The sequence below is a fragment of the Burkholderia sp. BCC0044 genome (genome assembly GCF_902832955.1).
Classification (GTDB): domain Bacteria; phylum Pseudomonadota; class Gammaproteobacteria; order Burkholderiales; family Burkholderiaceae; genus Burkholderia.
Genome location: NZ_CADFDO010000003.1, coordinates 244085 through 267967, shown reverse-complemented (window position 1 = coordinate 267967; position 23883 = coordinate 244085). Strand labels below are relative to the sequence as shown.

At 70.4% G+C, this 23883-nt stretch carries 21 protein-coding genes; 10 read left to right on the top strand and 11 right to left on the bottom strand.

The window, feature by feature from the left end; genetic code table 11:
• The first annotated feature begins 392 nt into the window (after window positions 1–392).
• A complete protein-coding gene (locus tag HWX14_RS18165; RefSeq protein WP_175883823.1) occupies window positions 393–1511 on the top strand; it encodes a porin in 1119 nt (372 codons plus the stop codon).
• Window positions 1512–1567: 56 nt separating this feature from the next.
• Here the strand turns inward: HWX14_RS18165 and HWX14_RS18160 are convergent, their stop codons facing one another.
• A complete protein-coding gene (locus tag HWX14_RS18160; RefSeq protein ID WP_175883822.1) occupies window positions 1568–2605 on the bottom strand; it encodes a LysR family transcriptional regulator in 1038 nt (345 codons plus the stop codon).
• The gene (locus HWX14_RS18155; RefSeq protein WP_175883821.1) at window positions 2602–3576 is read right to left on the bottom strand and encodes an AraC family transcriptional regulator; all 975 of its coding nucleotides are present in this window, start codon (window positions 3574–3576) and stop codon (window positions 2602–2604) included. Before HWX14_RS18155 ends, HWX14_RS18160 begins: the two co-directional genes overlap by 4 nt.
• A 149-nt stretch (window positions 3577–3725) precedes the next feature.
• On the opposite strand from HWX14_RS18155, the gene HWX14_RS18150 reads away from it, so the two are divergent.
• Entirely contained in the window at window positions 3726–4832 is a 1107-nt protein-coding gene (locus HWX14_RS18150) for an NAD/NADP-dependent octopine/nopaline dehydrogenase family protein (RefSeq protein WP_175883820.1), read from the top strand.
• Complete coding sequence (locus tag HWX14_RS18145) at window positions 4829–5839, top strand: 3-hydroxybutyryl-CoA dehydrogenase (protein ID WP_175883819.1); 1011 nt, start codon at window positions 4829–4831, stop codon at window positions 5837–5839. Before HWX14_RS18150 ends, HWX14_RS18145 begins: the two co-directional genes overlap by 4 nt.
• 11 nt (window positions 5840–5850) lie before the next feature.
• Here HWX14_RS18145 and HWX14_RS18140 read toward each other — a convergent pair whose 3' ends face one another.
• Both HWX14_RS18140 and HWX14_RS18135 read right to left on the bottom strand, forming a co-directional pair.
• Entirely contained in the window at window positions 5851–7188 is a 1338-nt protein-coding gene (locus HWX14_RS18140; protein ID WP_175883818.1) for an MFS transporter, read from the bottom strand.
• Window positions 7189–7586: 398 nt separating this feature from the next.
• Complete coding sequence (locus HWX14_RS18135) at window positions 7587–8504, bottom strand: LysR family transcriptional regulator (protein WP_175883817.1); 918 nt, start codon at window positions 8502–8504, stop codon at window positions 7587–7589.
• A gap of 101 nt (window positions 8505–8605) precedes the next feature.
• On the opposite strand from HWX14_RS18135, the gene HWX14_RS18130 reads away from it, so the two are divergent.
• The 7 genes from HWX14_RS18130 (at window position 8606) to HWX14_RS18100 (ending at window position 16848) form a co-directional block, all read left to right on the top strand.
• Window positions 8606–10159 (top strand): AMP-binding protein, encoded by a 1554-nt coding sequence (locus tag HWX14_RS18130; protein WP_175883816.1) that lies wholly within the window; start codon window positions 8606–8608, stop codon window positions 10157–10159.
• 11 nt (window positions 10160–10170) lie between these two features.
• Window positions 10171–11358, top strand: coding sequence for an acyl-CoA dehydrogenase family protein (locus HWX14_RS18125; protein WP_175883815.1), 1188 nt, complete (start codon window positions 10171–10173; stop codon window positions 11356–11358).
• Window positions 11355–12497, top strand: a complete 1143-nt coding sequence (locus HWX14_RS18120) for a CoA transferase (RefSeq protein ID WP_175883814.1) — start codon at window positions 11355–11357, stop codon at window positions 12495–12497. The genes HWX14_RS18125 and HWX14_RS18120 overlap by 4 nt, the downstream gene beginning before the upstream one ends.
• 44 nt (window positions 12498–12541) lie before the next feature.
• Window positions 12542–13840, top strand: a complete 1299-nt coding sequence (locus tag HWX14_RS18115) for an MFS transporter (protein WP_175883813.1) — start codon at window positions 12542–12544, stop codon at window positions 13838–13840.
• A 113-nt stretch (window positions 13841–13953) separates the two neighbouring features.
• On the top strand, window positions 13954–15012 hold the full coding sequence (locus HWX14_RS18110; protein WP_175883812.1) for a porin: 1059 nt from the start codon (window positions 13954–13956) through the stop codon (window positions 15010–15012).
• A gap of 39 nt (window positions 15013–15051) precedes the next feature.
• Window positions 15052–15465 carry a BON domain-containing protein gene (locus HWX14_RS18105; protein WP_175883811.1) on the top strand — a complete coding sequence of 138 codons (414 nt, stop codon included), beginning with the start codon at window positions 15052–15054 and terminating at the stop codon, window positions 15463–15465.
• A gap of 48 nt (window positions 15466–15513) precedes the next feature.
• Entirely contained in the window at window positions 15514–16848 is a 1335-nt protein-coding gene (locus HWX14_RS18100; protein WP_175883810.1) for a serine hydrolase, read from the top strand.
• A 22-nt stretch (window positions 16849–16870) separates the two neighbouring features.
• Here HWX14_RS18100 and HWX14_RS18095 read toward each other — a convergent pair whose 3' ends face one another.
• Genes HWX14_RS18095 through HWX14_RS18065 form a run of 7 tightly spaced genes read right to left on the bottom strand, consistent with a single transcriptional unit; the run spans window position 16871 to window position 23704 of the window.
• Window positions 16871–17917 carry an ABC transporter substrate-binding protein gene (locus tag HWX14_RS18095; protein ID WP_175883809.1) on the bottom strand — a complete coding sequence of 349 codons (1047 nt, stop codon included), beginning with the start codon at window positions 17915–17917 and terminating at the stop codon, window positions 16871–16873.
• A complete protein-coding gene (locus HWX14_RS18090) occupies window positions 17914–19065 on the bottom strand; it encodes an FAD-dependent oxidoreductase (protein ID WP_175883808.1) in 1152 nt (383 codons plus the stop codon). Before HWX14_RS18090 ends, HWX14_RS18095 begins: the two co-directional genes overlap by 4 nt.
• The gene (locus HWX14_RS18085) at window positions 19058–20500 is read right to left on the bottom strand and encodes an NAD(P)/FAD-dependent oxidoreductase (protein ID WP_175883807.1); all 1443 of its coding nucleotides are present in this window, start codon (window positions 20498–20500) and stop codon (window positions 19058–19060) included. Before HWX14_RS18085 ends, HWX14_RS18090 begins: the two co-directional genes overlap by 8 nt.
• Complete coding sequence (locus HWX14_RS18080; RefSeq protein WP_175883806.1) at window positions 20497–20844, bottom strand: (2Fe-2S)-binding protein; 348 nt, start codon at window positions 20842–20844, stop codon at window positions 20497–20499. Before HWX14_RS18080 ends, HWX14_RS18085 begins: the two co-directional genes overlap by 4 nt.
• Complete coding sequence (locus tag HWX14_RS18075) at window positions 20844–21638, bottom strand: ABC transporter permease (RefSeq protein ID WP_175883805.1); 795 nt, start codon at window positions 21636–21638, stop codon at window positions 20844–20846. Before HWX14_RS18075 ends, HWX14_RS18080 begins: the two co-directional genes overlap by 1 nt.
• A complete protein-coding gene (locus HWX14_RS18070) occupies window positions 21635–22621 on the bottom strand; it encodes an ABC transporter permease (RefSeq protein WP_175883804.1) in 987 nt (328 codons plus the stop codon). The genes HWX14_RS18075 and HWX14_RS18070 overlap by 4 nt, the downstream gene beginning before the upstream one ends.
• Window positions 22622–23704, bottom strand: a complete 1083-nt coding sequence (locus HWX14_RS18065; protein WP_175883803.1) for an ABC transporter ATP-binding protein — start codon at window positions 23702–23704, stop codon at window positions 22622–22624.
• Between the last annotated feature and the right edge of the window lie 179 nt (window positions 23705–23883).

Below are 23883 nucleotides of genomic sequence, written 5' to 3'. Positions count from 1 at the left end.
GGCGGTGGAAAAGCGCGGCATCGGCCTCGCGGGCCGGGCGCCGTCGCGGCGCGAAAGCGTGCGGGTGACACGATCGGAGACGCAGCGTAGTCGGCCAAATTCGGCCGCCATAGCCGGAGTGACAGCCGCGCCACACGGACCTTTACCGACCCGGATAAAGAAAACACCGAGACCGTGCGCGCGGGCCGCCGCGCAGCGTGCGTGCGGCGGGGCCCGCGTGCGTCATGCGGCGCGTCTATAAGCGTTATAGAGCGCATTGCGTCGACGTCCGAAATTGTCGTTCCTAGACTCGGCCCGGTTTTGATCGGCAGCGTTCGCACCGGAAAGCGAACGCGCTTCACATCAAGCGGCGCGATGCCGACAGGCGCCGCAACTTCTACGGGACGACGCAGATGAACCATCCGAACGGGCGGGCCGACCGGCTTGCCGTACCGCTTGCCGCGCTGCTCGCGTGCATGACGCTGCCTGCCGTCGCGCAATCGAGCGTGACGCTCTACGGCCGCATCGATACCGCGATCGAATACGCGAACGCCGGGCCGAACCACGTGACGCGCATGGGCAGCGGCAACCTGTGGGCGTCGCAGTGGGGGCTGAAGGGCGTCGAGGATCTCGGCGGCGGCTACGCGACGATCTTCAAGCTCGAGGACGGTTTCAACGCGGCGAGCGGCGCGTTGTCGAACAGCAGCGCGCTGTTCGGCCGCGAAGCGTGGGTCGGCATCACGGGGCCGTTCGGCGGCGTGCAGTTCGGCGAGCTCTACACGATCCTGCATACGACGCTCGTCACGTACAGCCTGCCTGGGCTCGGCGCGGGGCTCGCATGGGGTAACGCGACCAACAATTTCGTCGGGCCCGCGTTTCTGCGCGTGCGCAACTCGATGCGTTACACGTCGCCGCGCTACGCGGGCTTCCTGCTGCGCGCGATGGCCGCGCGCGGCGCCAACGGCACGGCCGGGCAACCGGCGACGCTCGGCGATACGTACGGCGCGGGCATCAACTACGTGCGCGGCGGGCTGTCGGTCGACGTCGACTACATGCAGCAGAAGTTCAGCCCGGTAGCCGCATCGACGCTCGGCGCCACGAGCACCGCCGCGAACGGCAACTACACGCTCGGTGCGATTTCGTACGACTTCAACGTCGTGAAGGTGGCCGCGCTGTACCTGCGTCACCGCGGCGGCCCCGATGTGGCGACCACGATCGACAGCCAGAGCGCGTATCCGCACAGCGACATCATGGAACTCAGCGCGACGGTGCCGATCGGGCGCGCGTCGCTGCTGTTGAGCGTCGGCCATTACCGGAAGGTGGCGGACAGCGACGGCAACGCCGATTCGTACGGCATCCGCTTCGACTATCCGTTGTCGAAGCGCACGGTGCTGTACACGGGCGCAGCGATGGTGCGCAACGGCGCGCATGCGCGCTTCGTCGTCAACGGCGCGGCGGGCGGCGGTGTCGCGGTCGCGAAGCCGGGCGCGACCGCGAGCTCGCTCGTCGCGGGCATCCTCACGTCGTTCTGAGCGTTGCGTCAGACTCGCGCCCGCGCCCGTGCCTTCGCGCGGGCGTGCTCGCGCCGCTACGCGCAGGCGGGCGGCTGCGGCGCGAGCCACGCGTCGAACGGCGCCTGCTCGCCGATATTGAACAGTTCGAGCAGCAGCGCACGCAGCCAGCGATGGCCGGGGTCCGCGTCGAAGCGGCGATGCCAGTACGCGTTGACGGCCCATTCGCCGGCGTCCGCGATTTCATACAGCACGCACGGCTGGCGCGCCGCGAACGTGATCGCGATCGTCTCCGGCAGGATCAGCGCGTAATCGCCGTCCTGCAGCAACGCCGGCACCACCATGAAATCGGGCAGCGCTGCGCGCACGCGCGGCATCAGTTCGTGCCGTTCGAGCAATTGCATCGACTGCGGATGCGACGTGACGGCAACGAAACGCAGCGCGTCGGGCGCCGCTCTGTCGAGCACGAAATCGTCGGCCAGCCCGACGCGCTGCGCGGTGCGGCGCGGCATCAGCAGCACGCAGCGCTCGTGCAGTAGTGCGGTGCGCTGGAAGTGGCTCGACGCATCGGCGAAATGCCCGAGCGCGAAGTCGATGCGCCCCGATTCGAGCGCGACGTTGAGCTGGCATTCGTCGACGTGCAGCGTCTCGATCACGGCGCCCGGCGCGCGCCGGTCGAACGCGGCGAGCAGCGTCGGCAGGAACGCGCTCGCCGCGAAATCGCTCATGTGCAGGCGGAACACGCGCTGCGTGCTGTCGGGCGTGAAGCGCGAGCCTTCGTCGAGCACGTCCTGCAGGATCGCGAGCGCCTTGTCGACCGAGATCGCGAGCCGTTGCGCGCGCGGCGTCGGCTCGACGCCGGTGCCGGTGCGCACGAACAGCGCGTCGCGGAACATCAGCCGCAGCCGGCCGAGCGCGTAGCTGACGGACGGCTGCGTGACGCCGAGCCGCAGCGCCGCGCGGCCGACGTGCCGCTCCTCATACACCGCGCGAAACGTCTTCAGCAGGTTGAGATCGAGATCCTGCACGCGCAGGCCGTCGGTGGCGTCGCTGTCGTGCGGCGCGGGTTCGGGGCGGGACGGGGCCGCCGGGCGGCCGGGAGCGGAGAGCGTCATCGTGTCTGCCTCGCGGTGACGGAAGGCGCGTGGCCGTAACGCCGCGCATACGCCTTCGCGAAATGGCCGAAGCCATGGATGCCGTGCGCGATCAGCACGTCGGTCACGCTGCGCGCGTCGCCGCGTTGCAGCGCCGCGTGCACGGCGGCGAGCCGGCGTTCGCGCACGTACGCGGCCGGCGTGGTGTGCAGGAACGCGCGGAATGCATGCTGCAGCGTGCGCGGCGCGACGCCCGCGACGGCCGCCAGCGCGGCGAGCGCGAGCGGTTCGCCGAGGTGCGCGTCGACGTGAGCGCAGGCACGGCGCACATGCGCGGGCAGCGGCGGTGTGCCGCGCAGCAACGCGTCGCTGTACGAATGCGGCAGGTGCGTGAGCAGCAGCGACATCAGCCACGCGGTGAGGTCGGCGCCGAACACCGGCGACGCCGTGCCGATGCCCGGCTGCGCGCCGAGCCGGCACAGGTATTCGAAGGTCGGCAGCACGAGCGCGGCGCCCGCGCTGGCGCCGCCGGCCGCGAGGTCGAATTGCAGCGGCCGCGTGAGCGTCGCTTGCAGCATGTGCTGCAGCTTGCGTTCGAGCGCGCCGCGTTCGAGCCGCAGCACGAGGTTGCGGCAATCGGGGCTCGTGCGCAGGCGGCTCGCGAGCGCGGGCGACGACACGGTCAGCTCGCCGGGGCCGGCGCGCGCGACGACGCTGCCGGCCTGCAGCTCGCACGCACCGGCGAGCGTCAGCCGAAACAGGAAGTGATCGGCGTCGTCGCCGAACTCGATGCGCGTTTCGCGTCCGTAGCAGAGTTCGAGCAGCGCGCCGTGATGCAGCGGCACTTCGTACAGCTCCGCGCGAAACGGATCGCGGCCGGACGCGGCCATCCGGTGCGGCCCGAGCCGATGCGCGACCGCGCGTTCGACTTCGTCGGGCGCATGCAGCGTGCCGAGCCGGTTCGGCGCATGGCGGGAAAGGGCGATGTCCATTCCTAGACCTCGTGGCGGATGCAGGGGCGACGCGGCCTGCGCTGCGCCGCGATTGCGTTGCGCGAACGGGTGCGTCGTTGCGCGTTTTGAAGCGACGCGGCGCAGGCGGCCGCGTAGTCTCGGACGTACTCGATCACCAGGAGAAAACGATGAAGGTATGTGTTCTGGGCGGCGGCCACGGCTGCCATGCGGCGGCCGTCGACCTGCTCGAAAAAGGCCACGACGTGACGTGGTGGCGGCGCGATCGCGCGCCGCATGCGCGGCTGCGCGAGCTTGGCGTGCTGAACGTGACCGACTATCGCGGCAAGCGCACGGTGCCGCTCGGCGACGCGCCGGGCGCGATCCGCCTGACCGACGATCTGGCATCCGCGCTGCACGGCGCGCAACTCGTCGTGGTGCCGCTGCCGGCCACGTCGCACGACGCGCTCGCCGCGCAGGTCGCGCCGCTGCTCGAGGACGGCCAGGTCGTGTTCCTGCCGCCCGGCACGTTCGGCAGCGTCGTGTTCGCCCGCGCGGCGGCCGACGCCGGCAACCGTTCGCGGGTCGCGTTCGCCGAAACGGGCACGCTGCCGTACCTCGTGCGCAAGCATGGCGACAACGACGTCGTGATCAGCGCATACGCGACGCGCCTGCCGACCGGCGTGTGGCCGGCGAACGCGGCCGCCTGGGCGTTCGACGTGTTGCGTGCGGGCTATCCGTCGATCGAGCCGGTCGAGGACGCGTTGTCCGGCGCGCTGATGAACGCAGGCCCCGTGATCCACCCGCCGCTGATCCTGATGAATGCCGGGCCGCTCGAACACTTCGACGCGTGGGACATCCACAACGAAGGCACGCAGCCGTCGATCCGCCGCGTGACGAATGCGCTCGACGCCGAACGCATCGCGGTGCGCGAAGCGCTCGGCTACCGCGCGCCGCATTTCCCGCTCGCCGATCACTATGCGACCGATGGCGACGAATGGATGTACGGGCGCGGCGCGCACGGCAAGCTGACCGATAGCGGCGACTGGCGCGAGAAGATCGATCTGCGCACGCATCGCTACATGCTCGAGGACACCCGGCTCGGGCTGTCGTTCATCGTGTCGTGCGGGCGCCGGGCCGGCGTGCCGACGCCCGTTGCGCAGGGGCTGCTGAGCATCGCGAGCGCGGTCGCGGTGCGCGACCTGTACGCGGAAGGCCGCACGCTGGAGCGGCTCGGCCTCGCGGCGCTGTCGAAGGACGCGCTGCGCGCGCTGCTCGACGCGGGGTATTCGGCATGAAGGCCGCTGCTGATGTGACGCGCATCCACGTGCTCGGCGCGGGACGCATGGGGCAGGGCATCGCGCTCGTGTTCGCGTTCGCGGGCCTCGACGTGACGCTGATCGACTTCAAGCCGCGCGACACCGCCGGCCGGCGCGCATTCGACGAGCGCACGCGCGACGAGATCGCCCGGCCGCTGGATGCGCAGGTCGCGCTCGGCCGCATCGACGCCGCGCAGGCCGACGCCGTCGTCGCGCGCATCGCGCTCGTGGCGCGGGACGGCGCGGCCGACGCGGTGCGCGATGCCGATATCGTGTTCGAAGCGCTGCCCGAAGTGCTCGACGCGAAGGCGGACGCGCTGTGCTGGCTCGGCGAACACGTCGATGCGCACGCAACGATCGCGTCGACCACGTCGACGTTCGTCGTCACCGACTTGCAGCGCCACGTCGTGCACCCGGCGCGGATGCTGAACGCGCACTGGCTGAACCCCGCGCTGCTGATGCCGCTCGTCGAGGTCAGCCGCAGCGATGCGACCGATCGAGCCGTCGTCGACGCGCTCGCGGCGCTGCTCGAACGCGTCGGCAAGAAGCCGGTGATCTGCGGGCCGGCGCCCGGCTACATCGTGCCGCGCATCCAGGCGCTCGCGATGAACGAGGCCGCGCGGATGGTCGAGGAAGGCGTGGCCAGCGCGGAGGACATCGACACCGCGATCCGCACCGGCTTCGGCCCGCGCTTCGCGGTGCTCGGGCTGCTCGAATTCATCGACTGGGGCGGCTGCGACATCCTGTACTACGCGTCGCAGTACCTGGCCGGCGAGATCGGCCCGCGCTTCGCGCCGGCCGCGAGCGTCGTGCGCAACATGGAGGCCGGGCGCGACGGCGTGCGCACGGGCGCCGGCTTCCATGACTATGCGGCGGTCGACGTGCCCGCGTACATGCGGCAGCGGCTCGGCGAATTCGCGCGGCTGCTCGACCATCTCGGGCTGGCGCCGGCGTTCGACGGCGCGCGGCGCGACGCCGGGCGCTGAGCGTCGCGCGGTCATGCCGGGTCGCCGCGCGAACCGTCGGCGGGCGGGGTGCGCGTCTCGCGCATCACGCACAGCGTCGCGACCGTGACGAGGCCGAGCGCAATCAGGAACAGCGACACCGGCCACGACGCGTGATAGCGCGCGAGCAGCGCGGTCGCGATCAGCGGCGACATCCCGCCCGCGAAGATCGACGCGACTTCGTGGCCGAGCGCGACGCCCGAGTAGCGCACCTCGGTGCTGAACAGCTCGCCGACGAGCGCGGGCAGCGTGCCGATCATCGCGCCGTGGCTGACCGCCGTGCCGACCGTCAGCGCGAGCCACACGAGCGGCGTCACGCGCGTGTCGAGCAGCCAGAAGAACGGGAACGCGCATGCGACGAGGCTCAGCGCGCCGATCAGGTATACCGGTTTGCGGCCGATCCGGTCGGACAGCCGGCCCCAGGCGAGCATCGCGCCCATTTCGACGATCATCGCGATCATCACGCCGGTCAGCATCGTGCCGTTCGGAATCCCGAGGTATTTGCCGTAGACGAGCGAAAACGCGAGGAAGATGTAAGCGCCGCCGTTCTCGGCCACGCGCAGCCCCATCGCGAGCAGGATTTCCTTCGGATGGCGGCGGATGCACTCGACGATCGGCAAATGCGTGTGCGCGCCGCGCTTGCCGGCCTGCTCGAAGTCGCGGCTTTCCGGCAAATGACGGCGGATATAGATGCCGATCGCGAAGATCGCGATGCTCGCGAGGAACGGCAGCCGCCAGCCCCACGTGCGGAACGCATCGTCCGGCAGCGCCTGCGCGGCGAGAAACGCGGCCGACGACAGCACGAAGCCGCCGCCCACGCCGAGCTGGCTCCACGCCGCGTAATAGCCGCGCTGCTCGGGCGGCGCGTTCTCGCTGATCATCAGCACGCCGCCGCCCCATTCGCCGCCTGACGCGATGCCCTGCAGCAGGCGCAGCACGACGAGCGCGGCCGGCGCCCACAGGCCGACCTGCGCATAGGTCGGCAGCAGGCCGATCGCGAACGTCGACGCACCCATGATCAGCAGCGTCCACACGAGCGACGCCTTGCGTCCGTAGCGATCGCCGACGTGCCCGAACACGATCCCGCCGAGCGGCCGCGCGACGAAGCCGAGCGCGAATGCCGCGAATGCGGCGAGGCTGCCGGCGAGCGGCGATGCGCCGGGCGGAAAGAACACGTGGCCGAACACCAGCGCCGCGGCCGTGCCGTACACGAAGAAGTCGTACCACTCCATCGCGTTGCCGGCGACGGAGGCGATGACGATCCGGCGTAGCTGCCGGTCGGCGAGCGGCCGGACGGCGCTCGGGGATTGCACGGTGTCGGTCGGGTACATGGCGGACTCTGAAGGGGGAGGCAGTCGCGTGCCGTCTTGTGCGGCACTGCGGGCTAGGGCCTGTTCACGCTAATAACGGGCTTGCGAACGTGCCTTTCCGCCCGCAGGGCAAGGAGAAAGGAGGCGCAATAGCCGTAGCTATTGCAACGACGAACGACGCCGCCATGCGGGCGGAAAGGCACGTTCCCCTGTTTGGAGAAAATCGTTCGTGGGGCTGGCCCCCAGAAGGGCCGATCGCCGCGTCATGCTCCTCGCGAATACGTCGAGTATTCGCTTCGTCGCAATCCTTGCGCTCGGCCCTTCTGGGGGCCAGCGCAAGCCCGTTATTAGCGTGAACAGGCCCTAGTGTTGTCGGCCCGCCGCTCCCCGGTCAAATCCGCAGAAAAAGGGGAGTGTCATCACTCCCGCAAATGATGGTCGGGGCGCGCGGCGGCGCTTTCCCGCAGCAGCGCGATCATCCGCTGCGCGAGCGGCGGCACGTACGCGCCCGCACGGTGCATCGCGCCGATGCGGCGGTCCAGTTCGAGTTCGCCCACCCGCAGGTCGAGCGCGCGCAGCCCGGTCACCTGGCCAAGCGCATCGGCGCCGCCGACGCACAGCAGCGACGTGCCGTGCAGCAACTGCAGCAGCGACGTGTTGCCGAAATCGGTCTCGACGCGCAGGCGCGGCGCCGGCAGCCCGCGCGCGCGGAACGCGTCGTCGATGCGGTGCCGCACCGGAATCGTCGTCTCCGGCAGCAGCCATTCCTGATGGGCAAGATCCGCGAGCGTGAGCGCGCGCTTGCGCTGCAGCGGGTGGGCGGCGTCGGCGAGCACCGTGAGCCGGTCGTCGAACAGCGCGATCGTGTCGAGCGCGAGGTCCGGCTGCTGCGGCTCGGGCGCCACCACCAGGTCGAGCTCGCCGGCCGCGAGCAGGTCGAGCAGCTCGCGCGCGAGCCGGCAGCGCAGCCGCAACCGCGCGGCCGGCCGTTCGCGAATCAGTTGCCGGCACGCGCCGAGCACGAACGCGTTGGGCACGGTCGGCGAGTAGCCGATCCGCACGACCCCTTGCTCGCCGCCGCGAATCGCGCGCATCTCCTGCATCGCATCGTCGAATTCGAGCGCGATCCGCTGCGCGCGGGCGACGAATCGCGCGCCGGCCGGCGTCGGCGTCATCCCGTTCGCGGTGCGCTCGAACAGCGTCACGCCGACCTGGGCCTCCAGCCGCTGCACGGCCTTGGTCAGCGCGGGCTGCGAGAGCCCCAGCGCGTCGGCGGCCTTGCCGATGCTGCCGTGCTGCTCGACGGCCAGCAGGTACTCCAGATCGCGGGTATCCATCAGAGGATTCCTGTTGGTTATGACTTTATAGCCGGTGATGCATTGTGGTGATGCCTGGGCATCTTACAGACTGGCGGCACTGTTCGACCAGGAGAATCGTTTTGAGCTTCGCCTACTTCCTGCGGCGCGCGGCCCGTTACTGGGGCAGCCAGCCCGCCGTGATCCACCGCGACCGCGCGCTCACGTACCGTCAGCTCGACGAACGTTCGACGCGCCTTGCGAACGCGCTGCGCGGCCTCGGCTTCGCGCGTGGCGAACGCATCGCCGTGCAGGCGCGCAACTGCATCGAGCTCGTCGAGATCGAGTGCGCGCTGTACAAGGCCGGCCTCGTGAAGGCCGCGCTGAACCCGCGCTTCACGGCGGCCGAGGCCGCCGACGTCGTCGGCAACTGCACGCCCGTCGCGTTCATCGGCGGACGCGGCTATACGGACTACACGCCCGATTCGCCGGGCTTCGGGTCGGTCGAGCGGTTCGTGTCGCTCGGCGGCCCGGCCGCCGGCTATCTCGACTACGAAACGCTGATCGCGCAGGGCAGCGATACGGCCCTCGACTACGCGCCGGCCGCCGACGATCTCGCGGTGCTGCACTTCTCGTCCGGCTCGACCGGGCGCATCAAGGCCGCGATGCAGAGCTACGGCAACCGGCTCGCGTCGCTGCGCAAGATCGTGCTCGGGATGGACCGCCCCGCGCAGCCCGGCGACCGGCTCGCGCTGATCGGGCCGATCACGCACGCGTCGGGGATGCTGATGCAGCCGTACCTGTTCTGCGGCGCGACGCTCGTGCTGTTCGACACGTTCGAGCCCGCGCATTTCCTCGCTGAAATCGCGCGCCAGCGCATCACGCACACGTTCATGGTGCCGGCGATGGTCAACATGCTGCTGAACGCGCCGGAGCTCGCGCAGGCCGACCTGCGCAGCCTGAAGGTGCTCGGCTACGGCGCCGCGCCGATGGCGCCCGCGCGCATCGAGGAAGCGTGGGCGCGCATCGGTCCCGTGCTGTCGCAGGGCTATGGCGCGAGCGAATCGACGTCGGGCGTCACGCGGCTGGGGATCGCCGATCACGTGCATGCGCTGCTGCACGACCGCGAGCGGCTCGCATCGTGCGGCCGGCCGCTCGGTGAAACGGAAGTGCGGGTGGTCGATGCGGACGGCCGCGAAGTCGAAGGCGATGCGATCGGCGAGATCGTGATTCGCGGCGCGGACGTGTTCCACGGCTACTGGAATGCGCCGGAGCTCACGCGCGAGGTGCTGGTCGACGGCTGGCTGCATACGGGCGACCTCGCGCGCACCGATCGCGACGGCTTCATTTACCTGGTCGACCGCAAGCACGACATGATCATTTCGGGCGGCTTCAACGTGTATCCGACCGAAGTCGAAGCGGCGCTGTACCGGCACGAAGACGTGCTCGAAGCGTGCGTCGTCGGCGTGCCCGACGACAAGTGGGGCGAGGCCGTGAAGGCCGTCGTCGTGTTGCGTTCGGGCCGCATCGCGCAAGCCGCCGATCTCGTCGCCCACTGCCGCGCGCAGCTCGCCGACTACAAGGCGCCGCGCTCCGTCGATTTCGTCGCGGAACTGCCGAAGAACGCGAGCGGCAAGGTCGCCCGCAAGCTCGTGCGCGAGCCGTACTGGCGCGGCGTCACGCGCCGCGTCAACTGAAGGAGCCCGCCATGTTCGATCATCTGCAACGCCCCGAATTCGTCGCGCTGCGCGCGGCCGTGCTGCGCTTCGTCGACGACGAGCTGCGCCCGATCGAGCGCGAGCTTCAGCTCGACTCGGAAGACGTGTGGCCGCGCGACGTGCTGCGCCGCGTGTGGCGCCGCTCGGCCGCGCTCGGCTTCTATACCGCGAGCCTGCCGGTCGAGATCGGCGGACAGGGGCTGTCGATCGCCGAGGTGTGCGCGCTGAAGGCCGACCTGGCCGCGAGCGGCGCGGCGCTCGCGCCGCACGTACTCGGCGAACTCGGCGGGCCGCCGCGCATCGGCAACATGCTGAAGTACGCGACGCCCGCGCAGCTCGAGCGCTATTTCAAGCCGGTGATGCGTGGCGAGAAATCGACGTGTTTCGCGCTGACCGAACCGCACTCGGGCTCGGACGCGATGAGCATCCGCACGACGGCGGTCGAGGATGGCGATGCGCTCGTCATCAACGGCACCAAGCACTACATCAGCGGCGCGCCGTTCGCGGATTTCGCGATCGTGATGTGCGTGACCGATGCGACCGCGACGCCGCCGCAGATCACGGCCGTGCTCGTCGATCTCGACCTGCCGGGCGTGCGCATCGATCACGAGTACGTGCCGATGTCCGGCCAGTACATCGATGCGGACATTTGTTTCACCGACGTGCGCGTGCCGCGCGAGAACGTGTTCGGCGGCATCGGTAACGGATTCAAGCTCGGCATGTCGCGCATCAGCGTGAACCGGCTGCTGCACTGCCCGACGATGCTCGGCCTCGCGATGTCCGCGTACCGGGCGGCGCTCGACTACGCACGCACGCGTCAGCAGTTCGGCGGCCCGATCGCGCGTTTCCAGGCGATCCAGCACATGCTTGCCGACATGGCCACCGAGCTGTGGGCCTGCGAGAGCATGATCGCGCACACCGCCGCGCTCGCGGATGCGGGCGCGGACCTGCGGATGATGTCGTCCGCCTGCAAGCTGTTCGTGTCGGAGCGCTGCTTCGAGGTCGCGGACAAGGCCGTGCAGATCCACGGCAACGTCGGCGTGACGCGCGGCCATCCGGTCGAGCAGACGTTCCGCAAGCTGCGGATGTTCCGGGTCCTGACCGGCACGAGCGAGATCCAGCGCAACACGATCGCGAAGGCGATCCTCGAGCCGGCCGGCGCGGGGCGCGACGCATGACGGCCCGCGGCGCGCACGACGCGTGGCCGGCGGGCGACGACCACGCGCCCGCGTGGTCGTGCCTGCGCGGCGTGCGGATCGTCGATGCCGGCCAGTTGCTGCCCGGCCCGCATGCGTGCGCGCTGCTGCGCCAGCTCGGCGCCGACGTGATCAAGGTCGAGCCGCCGGGCGGCGACGCGTTGCGGCAGGTCGGCGCCGACACGTTCGCGCAGTTCAACCGCGGCAAGCGCTCGCTCGTGCTCGACCTGAAGACGCTTGACGGCCGCGCGCGCTTTCTCGAACTCGTGCGCGATGCCGATGCGGTGGTCGAAGGCAACCGGCCCGGCGTGATGGCGCGGCTCGGGCTCGATTACGCGACGCTCGCCCGTGCGAACCCGCGCATCGTGCTGTGCTCGATCACCGGCTACGGGCAGGACGGCCCGTATGCGAACCGCCCTGGCCACGACCTGAATTTTCTTGCCGATGCCGGCTACTGGTCGGTGCCCGCGCAACTGCACGACACCGTCGCGCGGCCGCGCGTGCGGCTCGCCGATCATGCGGCCGCGCTGCATGCGGCGCTCGCGCTGGCCGTCGCGGTGATGAGCGCGCGGGCGAACGGCGTCGGCCAGCATCTCGACGTGTCGATCCACGACGCGATCTTCGCGTGGACCGCGCCGGCCGCGTGGGCGTTGCGCACCGGCCGCGATACGCCCGACACCGCGCGCTGGGTGATGCCCGACAACGACCTGTTCGAAACCGCCGATGCGCGGCACATCGTGCTCGCGACGTTCGAGGACAAGTTCTGGGCCGTGTTCGCCGATGCGCTCGGCGACGCGTATCCGGCGCTGCGCGAACCGCGCTACGCGCAGCGCGCGGGCCGCCAGCAGCATCGGCACGCGCTCGGTGCGCTGTTGCGCGCGCTCTTCGCGACGCGCACGCAGGACGAGTGGATGCGCGTGCTCGGCGGCCTCGGGTTGCCGGTGTCGCGCGTGCCCGATGCCGGCGAGGTGTTCGACGATCCGCACGTGCGGGCCCGTGGCGTCGTGCGTGAGGCGGCGGCCGACCGCACGCTCGCGGTGCGCTTCCCCGTGAAATTCTCGCTCGGTTTGCCGGACGGCGACGACCGCGTACCGGCGCCGGGCGAACACGGCGGCGGATAGCGCGACGCCGCCTGCCGCCGACGATAACGAAACTGGAGACAGCCATGACGAATGGTGCGCAGTACCGCCCGGGACGGGCGTGGTCGATCGCGACGATGCTCGCGCTGATGATGCTGGTGAATTTTCTCGACAAGGTCGCGCTCGGCCTCGTGTCGGTGCCGATGATGCGCGACCTGCATCTGAGCCCGACGCAGTTTGGCCTGATCGGCGGCAGTCTCAACTGGCTGTTCGCGGTCGCGGCGGTCGCGGGCGGCATCGCCGCGAACCGCTGGCCCGCGAAATGGCTGCTGTTCGCGATGGCGGCCGCGTGGGCGCTGCTGCAACTGCCGATGCTGGTGGCCGGCTCGATCTGGGTCGTCATCGCGTGCCGCGTGCTGCTCGGCATCGGCGAAGGGCCCGCGTCGCCGGTCGCGACGCACGCGATCTACAAATGGTTTCCCGATACGCGGCGCAACCTGCCCGTCGCGCTGCTGCACCAGGGCAGCGCGCTCGGCCTGCTGATCGCGGGGCTGTCGATTCCGGTCATCACGACGCACTGGGGCTGGCGCGCGAACTTCGCGGTGCTCGCGCTGCTCGGGGTCGTGTGGTGCATCGCGTGGGCGGTGCTCGGCGAGGAGGGCACGCTGTCGCGTGCGCCGCGCGCCGCGGGCGGCGAGCGCGTGCCGTACGGGCGGCTGCTGACCGACCGCACGGTGCTCGGCAACTTCCTCGGCCATTTCGCGGCGAACTGGATTCTCGCGATGACGCTCACGTGGATGCCGACCTACCTGCAGCTCGGGCTCGGCTTCGGGCCGCACGAGGCCGGCCGCATGTTCGCGCTGTTCGTCGCGATCACGTCGCCGCTCAGCCTCGCGCTCGCGTGGCTGTCGCAAACCCTGCTTGCGCGCGGCATGCCGTCGCGGCACGGCCGCGGCACCTTCATCGCGGTCACGCTGGCGCTCGCCGGCGCGATGCTGGCCATGCTGCCGCTGCCGGACGTGCCCCGCGCGGCGAAGCTCGTGCTGCTGACGCTCGGCAGCGGCCTGACGCTGACGATGTACTCGATCGGCCCCGCGATGCTCGCCGAAGTGACGCCGGACGCGCAGCGCGGTGGCGTGCTCGCGCTCAGCAACGGCTTCGCGTCGCTCGCGGGCCTGGGCGCGCCGGTCGTCACGGGGATGCTGATCGAGGGTGCCGGCGCGTCGGTCGCACATGGCTTCGAGCAGGCGAGCCTCGTGTGCGGCGTCGTGCTGATCGCATGCGGCGTGCTGGGCGCGTGGTGCCTCGATCCGCAGCGCTCGCTGCGGCGTCTCGCGGGCGAACCGGCGCGCGCCGCGCCGCCGGTCGGCGTGTGCGGCCGCTAGTGCCGCACAGCGCATCACATCGTTTTCGGCGTGCGGCCCGCTTGCCGGGCGGCGGCGCTTTTCGACGGTAGTTGCACCACGAAACGCCGCGCGACGACGCGGCAGGAGGAGACATGAAGAAGATGATCGCGGCGACGCTGGTCGGCGCGCTATGCGCAAGCGCGCATGCGCAGTCGAGCGTGACGTTGTTCGGCCGGATCGGCGGCGGCGTGCGTTGGGTCAACGGGCTGCCGGGCGGCAGCCAGGTCGGCTTCAACAACAACATCATCGCGGGCAACGAGTTCGGCATTCGCGGCCGGGAAGATCTCGGCGGCGGGCTGAGGGCGTTGTTCGTGCTCGACGGCGCATTCAACAGCGGCACCGGCGCGCTGAAGACCTCGGGCACGCTGTTTTCGCAGGCCGCGTATGTCGGCCTCGCCGGCGATTTCGGCCGCTTGACGCTCGGCCGCCAGTTCAACGTCGCGGAGGATCTCGGCATCGCGCTCGATCCGCTCGGTGGGCGCGGGCAGTCGCTCGCGGTCGAGCCGGGCGTGCAGTTCGACGGCAACTTCTTCACGCTCGACTCGCGTTTCAACAACACGATCAAGTATCTCGGGCAGGTGGGCGGGTTGCGCTTCGGCGCGAACTATTCGCCGGGCGGCGTCGCCGGCAGCTCGCATGCGGGCGCCAGCTATTCGACGGCCGCGATGTACACGTACTCGGACCTGATGGGCGGCGTGTCGTACGCCAAGACGTACAGCCCCGACGGCTCGCAGTCCGCGCAGACGATCCAGGCGGGCGGCACGCTGCAGCTCGGCCGCGCGCGTTTCTACCTGAGCTATGCGTCGCTGAACGTGCGCGCGAACAAGGCCGGCGCGCCGTCGCGACGCGACGATATCCCTTCGTTCGGCGTCGTCGTGCAGCCGCTGCCGTCGGTGCAGTTGAGCGCGGCCGCGTTCTACGACCGCGCGCGCAATCTCAACAACGTGCGGGGCGCGGACGGCCACAAGCTGACGACCTACGCGATCGCCGAGTACTTCCTGTCGAAGCGCACCGAGCTGTATGTCGAAGTCGACCGCAACGGGATGACGGGTGCGTACATGCGCGACCCGGCGACCATCGCGGCGCTGAACCTGCGACGCGGCGCGAGCGCGACGACCGGCGTGTCGATCGGGCTGATGACCCAGTTTTAAGGTGTTCCGTTCAACGATTTCAAGGAGCGTGATCCGATCATGCGTACTTCATCCAGATGGGCCGCGCGGCTGCTGACGGCAGCGTGCTGGACCCTCACCGCCCACGCGCAACCCGATGCCGCGAGCGCGGCGGTTTCATCGTCATCGTCATCGTCGTCGTCGGCGGCCGCGGTCGCGCACGAATCGGCGCAAGCGTCAGCCTCGGCCGGCGGGTCGCCCGCGCAACGCAAGGCGGCCGACCGCAAGCTGAAGCGACGCGTCAGCACCGCGCTGGCGCGTGCGAAAAACCTGAACGCGACGCGCATCCTCGTGCGCGTGCGCGACGGCAGCGTGACGCTCGCCGGCTCGGTCACCGATACGACCCAGGTGAATCTCGCGGCGACGGTCGCGCGGAGCGTCGACGGCGTGACGTCGGTATCGAACCAGTTGCGCATCGATGGCCAGCAGCCGTGATGTCCTGCGCATCGTCCGATTTCTCTTTCCACTACGAGGCATGATTCGATGCGAATTCATCGACGCTCTACCCCTGCCCGGCGAGGCCGCCGGCTGGCCGGCACCGTCGCGCTGGCCGGCGGGCTCGCGCTCGCGGCCACTGTCGCCGCGGCAACCGACGGCGCCGCGCCTGCGGCCATGATGCAGGGCTTCCCGCCGCCGGCCGACCGGATCGTCAACAACGCGAACGCGTTCACGCCCGCACGCCTGCGCTGGGCATTGAGCAACACGCGGCTGCTCGCGCCGACGGCCGGCATCCGGCACGCGGCCGTGCCGATGCCGCTGCCCGCGCAGCCGGCGCCCGGTCTCGACGCGCTGCCCGTGACGATCGGCGGCGAGACGCTGACGCTCGACGCGTACCTGCGCGCGACTCATACCGACGGTTTCATCGTGCTGCAGCGCGGCCGGGTCGTCTACGAGCGCTACTTCGACGGCTTCCGGCCGGACCAGCAGCACGCGTGGGCGTCGATGACGAAATCGGTGACGGGCCTGCTCGCCGCACGGATGATCGAGTCCGGCGTGCTCGATGCGGGTGCGCCGCTGTCGCGCACGGTGCCGGAACTGGCTGACACGCCGTTCGGCAGCGCGACGCTGCAGCAGAACCTCGACATGGAAGTGCCCACCGCGTACGCGCCGGGTGTCCCGCCCGATCTCGGGCTGTTCGGCGCGGTCGGGCTCGTGCCGCACCGCGAAGGCGCGCCGACGAGCATCGTCGATTTCCTGCTGACCGTGCGGCCCGTGCCGGACGCGGCGCCGGGCAGCGCATGGTTCTATCAGAACGGGTCGCCGGAAGCGGTTGCGTGGGCGATGCAGCGCGCGACGGGGCGGTCGTGGAGCGCGCTCGTCGAACAGTGGCTGTGGCGCGATTTCGCGGAAGACGACGCGTACGTCGCGGTGGACCGCAATGCCATGGCGATGGCGAGCGGCGGGCTGTATACGACGCTGCGCGATGCCGCGCGCTTCGCGGAACGTGTGCGCGCCGGGCTCGGCGGCGCGCCCGGCACGCTGCCGGCCGCGACGATTCGCGCGGCATTGGCGCCGGCGCACAACGCGGCGCTGTTCGCAAAGGGCAACGTGGTGCCCGGCAAGGACGGCTATGCGTATCGCGACTACTGGTACCAGACCAACGACGGCGACGGCTCCTTCGCGGCGGCGGGGCGCTTCGGCCAGGCGATCCTCGTCGATCCGAAAGCCGCGCTGACGATCGTGAAGTTCTCGTCGTCGCCGGATTTCGCGCCGCGCGCGCTCGCTGCGCAAGGCGAGGCGACCCGGCCGCGCGCGGCGCTCGAGCGCGGCGATGCGCTGAGCGCGGTGGCGCGCGCGGTCGCGGAGAAGCTGCGGTGACGCAACCGCGCGCCGCGTGCGCTTACCGTTCGATCTGCCGGTTCCACCGCGTATCCCACTGCGCGCGGCGCGCGTTGATCGCGGTCCAGTCGACGACCGTTACCTTGCGCACCAGATCGTCGACGTTGCCGAGGCTCTGCTGCATCGGGGCCGGCATCTTCGCGAGGCGGTTGGTCGGAATCTGCTTGCCGGCCTCGGCCGCCTTCGTCTGCGCGGGCGCGGACAGCAGGAACTGCGCGAGCTTCTGCGCGAGTTGCGGATCGGGATTGTTCGCGACCACGCACAGGTCGACGAGCAGCAGCACCGGGCCTTCCTTCGGGTTCGCATACGCGACGGGGATGCCCTTGTCCTGAAGGTCGCCGACGCCGGTCGGCGTGAGCGGGAACAGGCCGGCCTCGCCGGTCTGCACCATCTCGGAGATCTTCGCCGAGTTCGGGATGTACTCGACGACGTTCGGCCCGACCGTGCTCGCCCACTTGCCGAAGCCGGGCTCGACGTTCTGCTCGTTGCCGCCGAGCAGCCGGTTGATCGCGAGGAAGCCGTGCAGCCCGAACGTGCTGCTCGACGCCGACTGGAACACGACCTTGCCCTTGTATTTCGGATCGGCGAAATCCATCCACGAGGTCGGCGGCGCCCAGCCTTTCTCGGCGAACAGCTTCTTGTTGTACGCGATGCCGGTCATCCCGAGCTGCACGCCCGCGCCGACGTCGTCCTTCATCCGCGCGAACGGGTACAGCTCCTTCAGCACCGGCGAATCGTCGAGCTTCTGGCACACGCCGAGGCTCACCGCGCGCGCCATCACGCCGTCGTCGAGGAACGCGACGTGGATCTGCGGCTTGTTGCGGTTCGCGAGCAGCTTCGCGAGCACGTCCGACGACGTGCCGGGCACGATCACCACCTTGACGTTGTTGGCCTTCTCGAAGTCGGGCAGCACCTGGCTCGTATAGGCCTTTTCCATCGGCCCGCCGTTCATGCCGACGTAGATCGTCTTCGTTTGCGCGAACGCGGGCGTGCCGACGCCTGCGATGCAGAGGGCGGCGGCCGCCGCGATCGTTCCGAGCAGTTTCACTTGTGGGTCTCCTCTTGACGGAAAGGGGCGGTCGGCGCGGCTTGGGGGAAGAAGCGGCCGATCGAGAATGCATCGAGTGGCGTGGCGGTTTCGCCGGTCGTGACGAGATCGGCGAGCACGTCGCCGACGCCCGGCGCGAGCAGGAAACCGCCGCCGGAAAAACCGAACGCATGCAGCAGGTTCGGCGTGGTACGGCTCGCGCCGATGATCGGGTTGTGGTCGGGCGTGCAGCCTTCGACGCCGCTCCACGTGCGGATCAGCAGCGCGTCGCGCAGCGCGGGCAACAGCGCACACGCATCGCGCATCACCGCGCGTGTCGTGTCGACCGACGGCTGACCGAATTCGCCGTCGCCGCGGCCGCGCCCGCCGCCGATCACGCAGTTGCCGCGCGCGACCTGCCGCGCGTACACGCCGCCGCCGTACACGCCGAGGTTGTGCGTGATGAATGGCGGCAGCGGCTCGGTCACCCACATGTTCGGGTAGATCGGCTCCATCGGGACGGCTTCGCCGAAGCGTTCGGCGATCGTGTTCGCCCATGCGCCGGCCGAATTGATCAGCCACGTCGCGGTGTGCGCGCGGCCGCCCGCCGGCAAGTGAAAACGCGTGCCGTCGTGATGAACCTCATCGACGGCGGTGTGTTCGAACACGTCCGCGCCGGCCTCGCGGGCCGCGCGCGCGAACGCGGGCGACACGATGCGCGGGTTCGCATGGCCGTCGGTCCCGCACAGCGAGCCGCCGAGCGCCGCGCGGCCGAGCCACGGGTAGCGGCGGCGGAACGCATCGCCGCGCATCACCTGCAGCGGCAAGCCGTGTTCGCCCGCGAGCGCGGCGTACGCGTCGAGCGCGTCGAGATCGGCGTCGCTGCGCGCGAGCCGCAGGTGGCCGGACACGACGAATTCTCCGTCGATGCCGATCAGTTCGGACAGGCGATCCCAGATGCGCCGCGCCCGCAGCGCGAGCGGCAATTGCTCGGCCGGGCGGCCCTGGCAGCGCACGCCGCCGTAGTTCACGCCACTCGCCTGCGCACCGCAGTCGCGCCGTTCGAACAGCCCGGTGCGCAGTCCGCGGCGCGTGAGCGCGAGCGCCGCCGACGCGCCGACGAGGCCGCCGCCGACGATCGCGACGTCGTAGTGCCGGCTCTCACTCATCGCGCGCCTCGTCGGGAATCGCCGCGACGTCGTCGCCCGCGAGCGCGGCCGAGATCGGGAACGGTTTCACCGGTGGTTGCGCACGCAACCGGCCGACGTCGGCGAGCGGGCGGCCGGTTTCGGCGGCCAGCACGAGCGCGGCCGCGTCGCCGCACATGCGGCCCTGGCAGCGGCCCATGCCGACGCGCGTCAGCGCCTTCAGCCGGTTCAGTTCGGTCGCCGCGCCTTCGCGCACGCAGCGGCGCAGCGTGCCCGCGTCGATCTCCTCGCAGCGGCACACGATCGTGTCGTCGGGGCAGCGCGCGGCCAGCTCGGCCGGCGGCGCGAACGCCGCTTCGAGGCCCGCGCGGAATGCGCCGATGCGCGCGAGCGTGCGGTCGAGCGCCGCCGTGTCGGGTTTGCCGGACGGCGAGCGCGATGCGATGCCGGCATCGTCGAGCAGCGCGAGCGCCGCACGCCGGCCCGAGGCTTCGGCCGCGTCGGCGCCCGCGATGCCCGCGCCGTCGCCGGCGACGTAGAAGCCGCGCACCGACGTGCGCCCGCCCGCGTCGCGTTCGGGCAGCCACGCGCGGTTGAGCGGGTCGAAACCGAACCGGCAGCCGGCGAGATCGGCAAGCTGCGTTTCGGAACGCAGGCCGAAGCCGAGGCCGAGCGCATCGCAATCGAGCACGCGCGGCGGCGCGGGCTGTGCCTCGTCGCCGGCGGCGCGCCATGCGAGCCCCGTCACCTGCCGGTCGCCGAGCACGCGCTCGAGCGTGACGCCCGTTTCGATCGGCACGCCATGCGCGCGCAGCCAGCCGTTGTAGTAGAGCCCTTTCGCGAAGATCGACGGGATGCGCAGCAGCGCGGGCGCGGCAGCGGCCTGGCGGCGCAGCGGGCTCGTGTCGAGCACGGCCGCGACGTGCGCGCCGGCCTTCGCATACTGGTAAGCGACGAGGTACAGCAGCGGCCCCGTGCCCGCGAACACGATGCGCCGGCCGATCGCGCAGCCCTGCGCCTTCAGCGCGACCTGCGCGCCGCCGAGCGTGTAGACGCCCGCGAGCGTCCAGCCCGGCACGGGCAGCATGCGGTCGGTCGCGCCGCTCGCGACGATCAGGTGCGAGTACGGCACGGTCACTTCGCGGCCGTCCTGCAGCGTGTCGACGCGGCCCGCGCCGCATGACCACGCAAGCGTGTCCGGCCGGTAGTCGACGTGCGGCAGCAACGCGGCCATCGTCCGGTGCACGGCGTCGGCCTTCGCGGCCTCGAAACCGTACAGCGCGCGCTTGCCGCGCACGAACGCGGCGTCGGCCGGCGGCTGACGATAGATCTGCCCGCCCCAGCGCGCGTTCTCGTCGATCACGACCGGGCGCAGCCCCGCGTCGACGAGCGCCTCGGCCGCGCGCACGCCGGCCGGCCCCGCGCCGACGATCACCGGTTGCAGTACGGCGCTCACGATGCGTCTCCGGTCGCGGCCGGCCGGGTGATCGTGAGAATCCGCATGCCTTCGGCGATCGGCGTCGAGCATGCGCGCACGCGTGCACCGGCTTCGGTGCGCACCCAGCAGTCCTGGCAGGCGCCGATCAGGCAGAAACCCGCGCGCGGCTGGCTGCTGAATTCGCTGACGCGCACGCGACGCTGCGCAACGAGGATCGCGGTGAGCACGGTGTCGCCGGCAAGCGCCTGCGCGGGGTGGCCATCGAGCGTGAACGCGACGGCGGCGCGCTCGCGTTCGGCGACGCGCACGAACTGCGCGCCGTCGTCCGCGACGTCGGTGGAACGGGAAACGGGAGTCGTCATCAATGTTGGCCGATCAGGATGCGGTTCAGGCCGTACACGCGATCGAGCAGCAGCATCGCGCCGGCGGTGATGAAGATGACGAGCGCCGACACCGACGCCATCATCGGGTCGATCGATTCGGTCGCGTACATGTACATGCGCACGGGCAGCGTGACCGTCTGCGGCGACGTGACGAAGATCGACATCGTCAGCTCGTCGAAGCTGTTGATGAACGCGAGCAGCCAGCCGCCGGTGATGCCGGGCACGATCATCGGCAGCGTGATGCGGCGGAAGGTCGTCCACGGATCGGCGCCGAGCGAGCACGCGGCCTGCTCGATGCTGCGGTCGAGGCCGGCGACGGACGCGAGCACGAGCCGCATCACGAACGGCGTGATGACGATCATGTGCGCGAGCACGAGCCACGCGAACGAGCCGGTCGCGCCGATCAGCGCGAAGAAGCGCAGCAGCGCGATGCCGAGCACGAGGCCGGGAATCACGAGCGGCGACAGCAGCAGCCCGTTCAGGAATGCGCGGCCCGGAAACGTCGCGCGGCCGATCGCGAGGCCGGCCGGCAACGCGATCGCGAGCGACAGCGTGGCCGACGCGAACGCGAGCTTCACGCTGTTGAGGAACGCGGTGACGAAGTCCGGATAGTCGAGGATCGCGCGGAACCAGCGCAGCGACACGCCGCGGGTCGGCAGCGTCAGCGTCTCGTCGGGCGTGAACGCGACGAGCACGACGATCGCGAGCGGCGCGAGCACGAACAGGATCACGAGCGTGTGGAACGCGAGGGCGAAGGGGCCGTTCTTTCTCATCGCGATGCGCCTCCGAGGCTGCGCGCGTAGCGGCGTTCGAGCACGCGGTAGTAGGTGAGCATCACGACGAGGTTCGCGGCGAGCAGCAGCACCGCGATCGTCGCGCCGAGCGGCCAGTTCAGCGAGCCGAGGAATTCGTCGTAGACGGCCGTGGCCGCGACCTTCAGCCGGCGCCCGCCGAGCAGGCCCGGAATCGCGAACGCGCTCGCCGACAGCCCGAACACCATCAGGCTGCCCGACAGCACGCCCGGCATCAGTTGCGGCACGACGATGCGGCGCAGCGTCGTGAACGGCGACGCGCCGAGCGACAGCGCTGCATGTTCGGTCTGCGGGTCGAGCCGCTGCAATGCCGTCCACACGGGAATCACCATGAACGGCAGCATCACGTGCACCAGCGCGATCACGATCGCGAACGTCGTGTATTCGAGCTTGTACGGCCCGAGCCCGACGAGCCCGAGCGCCTGGTTCACGAGGCCGCTCGTGTTCAGCAGCATGCTCCAGCCGAACGCGCGCACGACCACCGACACCAGCAGCGGCGCGAGGATCGCGAGCAGGAACAGCGAACGCCACGGGTCGCGCATCTTCGACAGCACGTACGCTTCGGGCGTGCCGATCGCGACGCAGATCGCGGTGGTCAGCGCGGCGATGCCGAACGTGCGCGCGAAGATCGTGTGGAAGTACGACGAGCCGAGCACTTCCGCGTAGTTGCCGAACTGGAAAGCGGCGATCGGGCCGGTGGCCGGGTCGAAGCGGTAGAACGTCAGCACGAACGTCATCGCGAGCGGCACGAGCACGAGCGCGGCGAACAGCGCGAAGGCGGGTGCGCACATCAGCCACAACGGCGCGTGGGCGCGCCAGCTCGCACGCAGCGCGTTGCCGCCGACGGCGCGGGGCGACATTGCATCGGCGGTAGCGGTCGCGCCCGATGGCGCGAGCCCGGCCGGTGCGCCGTCGCTCGAGAGCGGGCGGGAAGGCTGTCCCATTCAGGCCTCCCGGCGCATCACGCGCACCGCGTCGCTGTGCCAGTCGATGCCGACTGGCGCGCCCTCCGCGAGCGGTTCCGCGCCTTCGTTCTGGCAGCACACGAGCACTTCGCCGAGCGCGCTGTCGACGCGGTACAGCCACTGGCTGCCGAGGAAGAAGCGGCTCGTGACGGTCGCGGCGAAGCGGCCGGCATCGGGCGCGCAGAGCCGCAGCTTTTCGGGCCGGATGCAGACCGACACCGCATCGCCGATGCGCATGTCGCGCTCGCGTGCCGGCAGGTGCGCGGTGCGGCCCGTCTCGGCGAGATCGTGCCCGAGGTCGATGCGGATCGCGTCGCCGTCGTGCGCGACGATCGTGCCGGGCAGCAGGTTCGCCTTGCCGATGAACTGCGACACGAAATGATTCTCCGGGCGTTCGTACGCGCGGTACGGCGTATCGGTCTGCGTGATGCGGCCGGCCTCCATCACGACCACGCGGTCGCTGATCGACAGCGCTTCCGATTGATCGTGCGTGACCATGATCGTCGTCGTGCCGATCTTGCGCTGGATCGCGCGCAGTTCGAACTGCATCTCCTCGCGCAGTTTCGCGTCGAGGTTCGACATCGGTTCGTCGAGCAGCAGCACCGGCGGCTCGATCACGACCGCGCGCGCGATCGCGACGCGCTGCCGCTGGCCGCCCGACAGTTCGCGCGGAAAGCGGTGCGCGAGCGCATCGAGCCGCACGAGCGCCAGCGCCGCGCGGATGCGTTCGACGCGCTCGGCCTTGTCGACGCCGCGCATGTCGAGGCCGAAGCCGACGTTCTCGGCGACGCTCATGTGCGGAAACAGTGCATAGCTCTGGAACACGATGCCGAGCCCGCGGCGGTTCGGCTTCAGGTGCGTGATGTCCTGCCCGTCGAGCGCGATGCGGCCGCGCGTGACGTCGACGAAGCCGGCGATCATCTGCAGCGTGGTGGTCTTGCCGCAACCGGACGGCCCGAGCAGCGACACGAATTCGCCTTGTTCGACCGACAGGTTGACGTCCGCGACGGCGGTGAGCTCGCCGAAGGTTTTCGTCAGATCCGTAAGCGTGAGAAACGACATGGGGAGCTCCGGGTTCGCACACCGCCTGGCCGGTGCGCCGATGACGCGGACTCTAGCCAGCCATATTTCGGAGCGTCAATTTCGAATTCTGCTGAACGGGATGAATTTCCGAAAAATTCCATTGAACGGAACGAATGGATAAATCGTGTGCGAATCGTTCCGCTGGATGAGGGGCGGCC

What these genes read in the sequence shown, in the direction of transcription:
- HWX14_RS18145 (WP_175883819.1), top strand. Translation starts at nt 4,829, where the DNA reads ATGAAGGCCGCTGCTGATGTGACGCGCATCCACGTGCTCGGCGCGGGA.
- HWX14_RS18090 (WP_175883808.1), bottom strand. Translation starts at nt 19,065, where the DNA reads ATGAGTGAGAGCCGGCACTACGACGTCGCGATCGTCGGCGGCGGCCTC.
- HWX14_RS18110 (WP_175883812.1), top strand. Translation starts at nt 13,954, where the DNA reads ATGAAGAAGATGATCGCGGCGACGCTGGTCGGCGCGCTATGCGCAAGC.
- HWX14_RS18165 (WP_175883823.1), top strand. Translation starts at nt 393, where the DNA reads ATGAACCATCCGAACGGGCGGGCCGACCGGCTTGCCGTACCGCTTGCC.
- HWX14_RS18080 (WP_175883806.1), bottom strand. Translation starts at nt 20,844, where the DNA reads ATGACGACTCCCGTTTCCCGTTCCACCGACGTCGCGGACGACGGCGCG.
- HWX14_RS18120 (WP_175883814.1), top strand. Translation starts at nt 11,355, where the DNA reads ATGACGGCCCGCGGCGCGCACGACGCGTGGCCGGCGGGCGACGACCAC.
- HWX14_RS18100 (WP_175883810.1), top strand. Translation starts at nt 15,514, where the DNA reads ATGCGAATTCATCGACGCTCTACCCCTGCCCGGCGAGGCCGCCGGCTG.
- HWX14_RS18115 (WP_175883813.1), top strand. Translation starts at nt 12,542, where the DNA reads ATGACGAATGGTGCGCAGTACCGCCCGGGACGGGCGTGGTCGATCGCG.
- HWX14_RS18065 (WP_175883803.1), bottom strand. Translation starts at nt 23,704, where the DNA reads ATGTCGTTTCTCACGCTTACGGATCTGACGAAAACCTTCGGCGAGCTC.
- HWX14_RS18070 (WP_175883804.1), bottom strand. Translation starts at nt 22,621, where the DNA reads ATGGGACAGCCTTCCCGCCCGCTCTCGAGCGACGGCGCACCGGCCGGG.
- HWX14_RS18140 (WP_175883818.1), bottom strand. Translation starts at nt 7,188, where the DNA reads ATGTACCCGACCGACACCGTGCAATCCCCGAGCGCCGTCCGGCCGCTC.
- HWX14_RS18135 (WP_175883817.1), bottom strand. Translation starts at nt 8,504, where the DNA reads ATGGATACCCGCGATCTGGAGTACCTGCTGGCCGTCGAGCAGCACGGC.
- HWX14_RS18155 (WP_175883821.1), bottom strand. Translation starts at nt 3,576, where the DNA reads ATGGACATCGCCCTTTCCCGCCATGCGCCGAACCGGCTCGGCACGCTG.
- HWX14_RS18105 (WP_175883811.1), top strand. Translation starts at nt 15,052, where the DNA reads ATGCGTACTTCATCCAGATGGGCCGCGCGGCTGCTGACGGCAGCGTGC.
- HWX14_RS18125 (WP_175883815.1), top strand. Translation starts at nt 10,171, where the DNA reads ATGTTCGATCATCTGCAACGCCCCGAATTCGTCGCGCTGCGCGCGGCC.
- HWX14_RS18075 (WP_175883805.1), bottom strand. Translation starts at nt 21,638, where the DNA reads ATGAGAAAGAACGGCCCCTTCGCCCTCGCGTTCCACACGCTCGTGATC.
- HWX14_RS18160 (WP_175883822.1), bottom strand. Translation starts at nt 2,605, where the DNA reads ATGACGCTCTCCGCTCCCGGCCGCCCGGCGGCCCCGTCCCGCCCCGAA.
- HWX14_RS18150 (WP_175883820.1), top strand. Translation starts at nt 3,726, where the DNA reads ATGAAGGTATGTGTTCTGGGCGGCGGCCACGGCTGCCATGCGGCGGCC.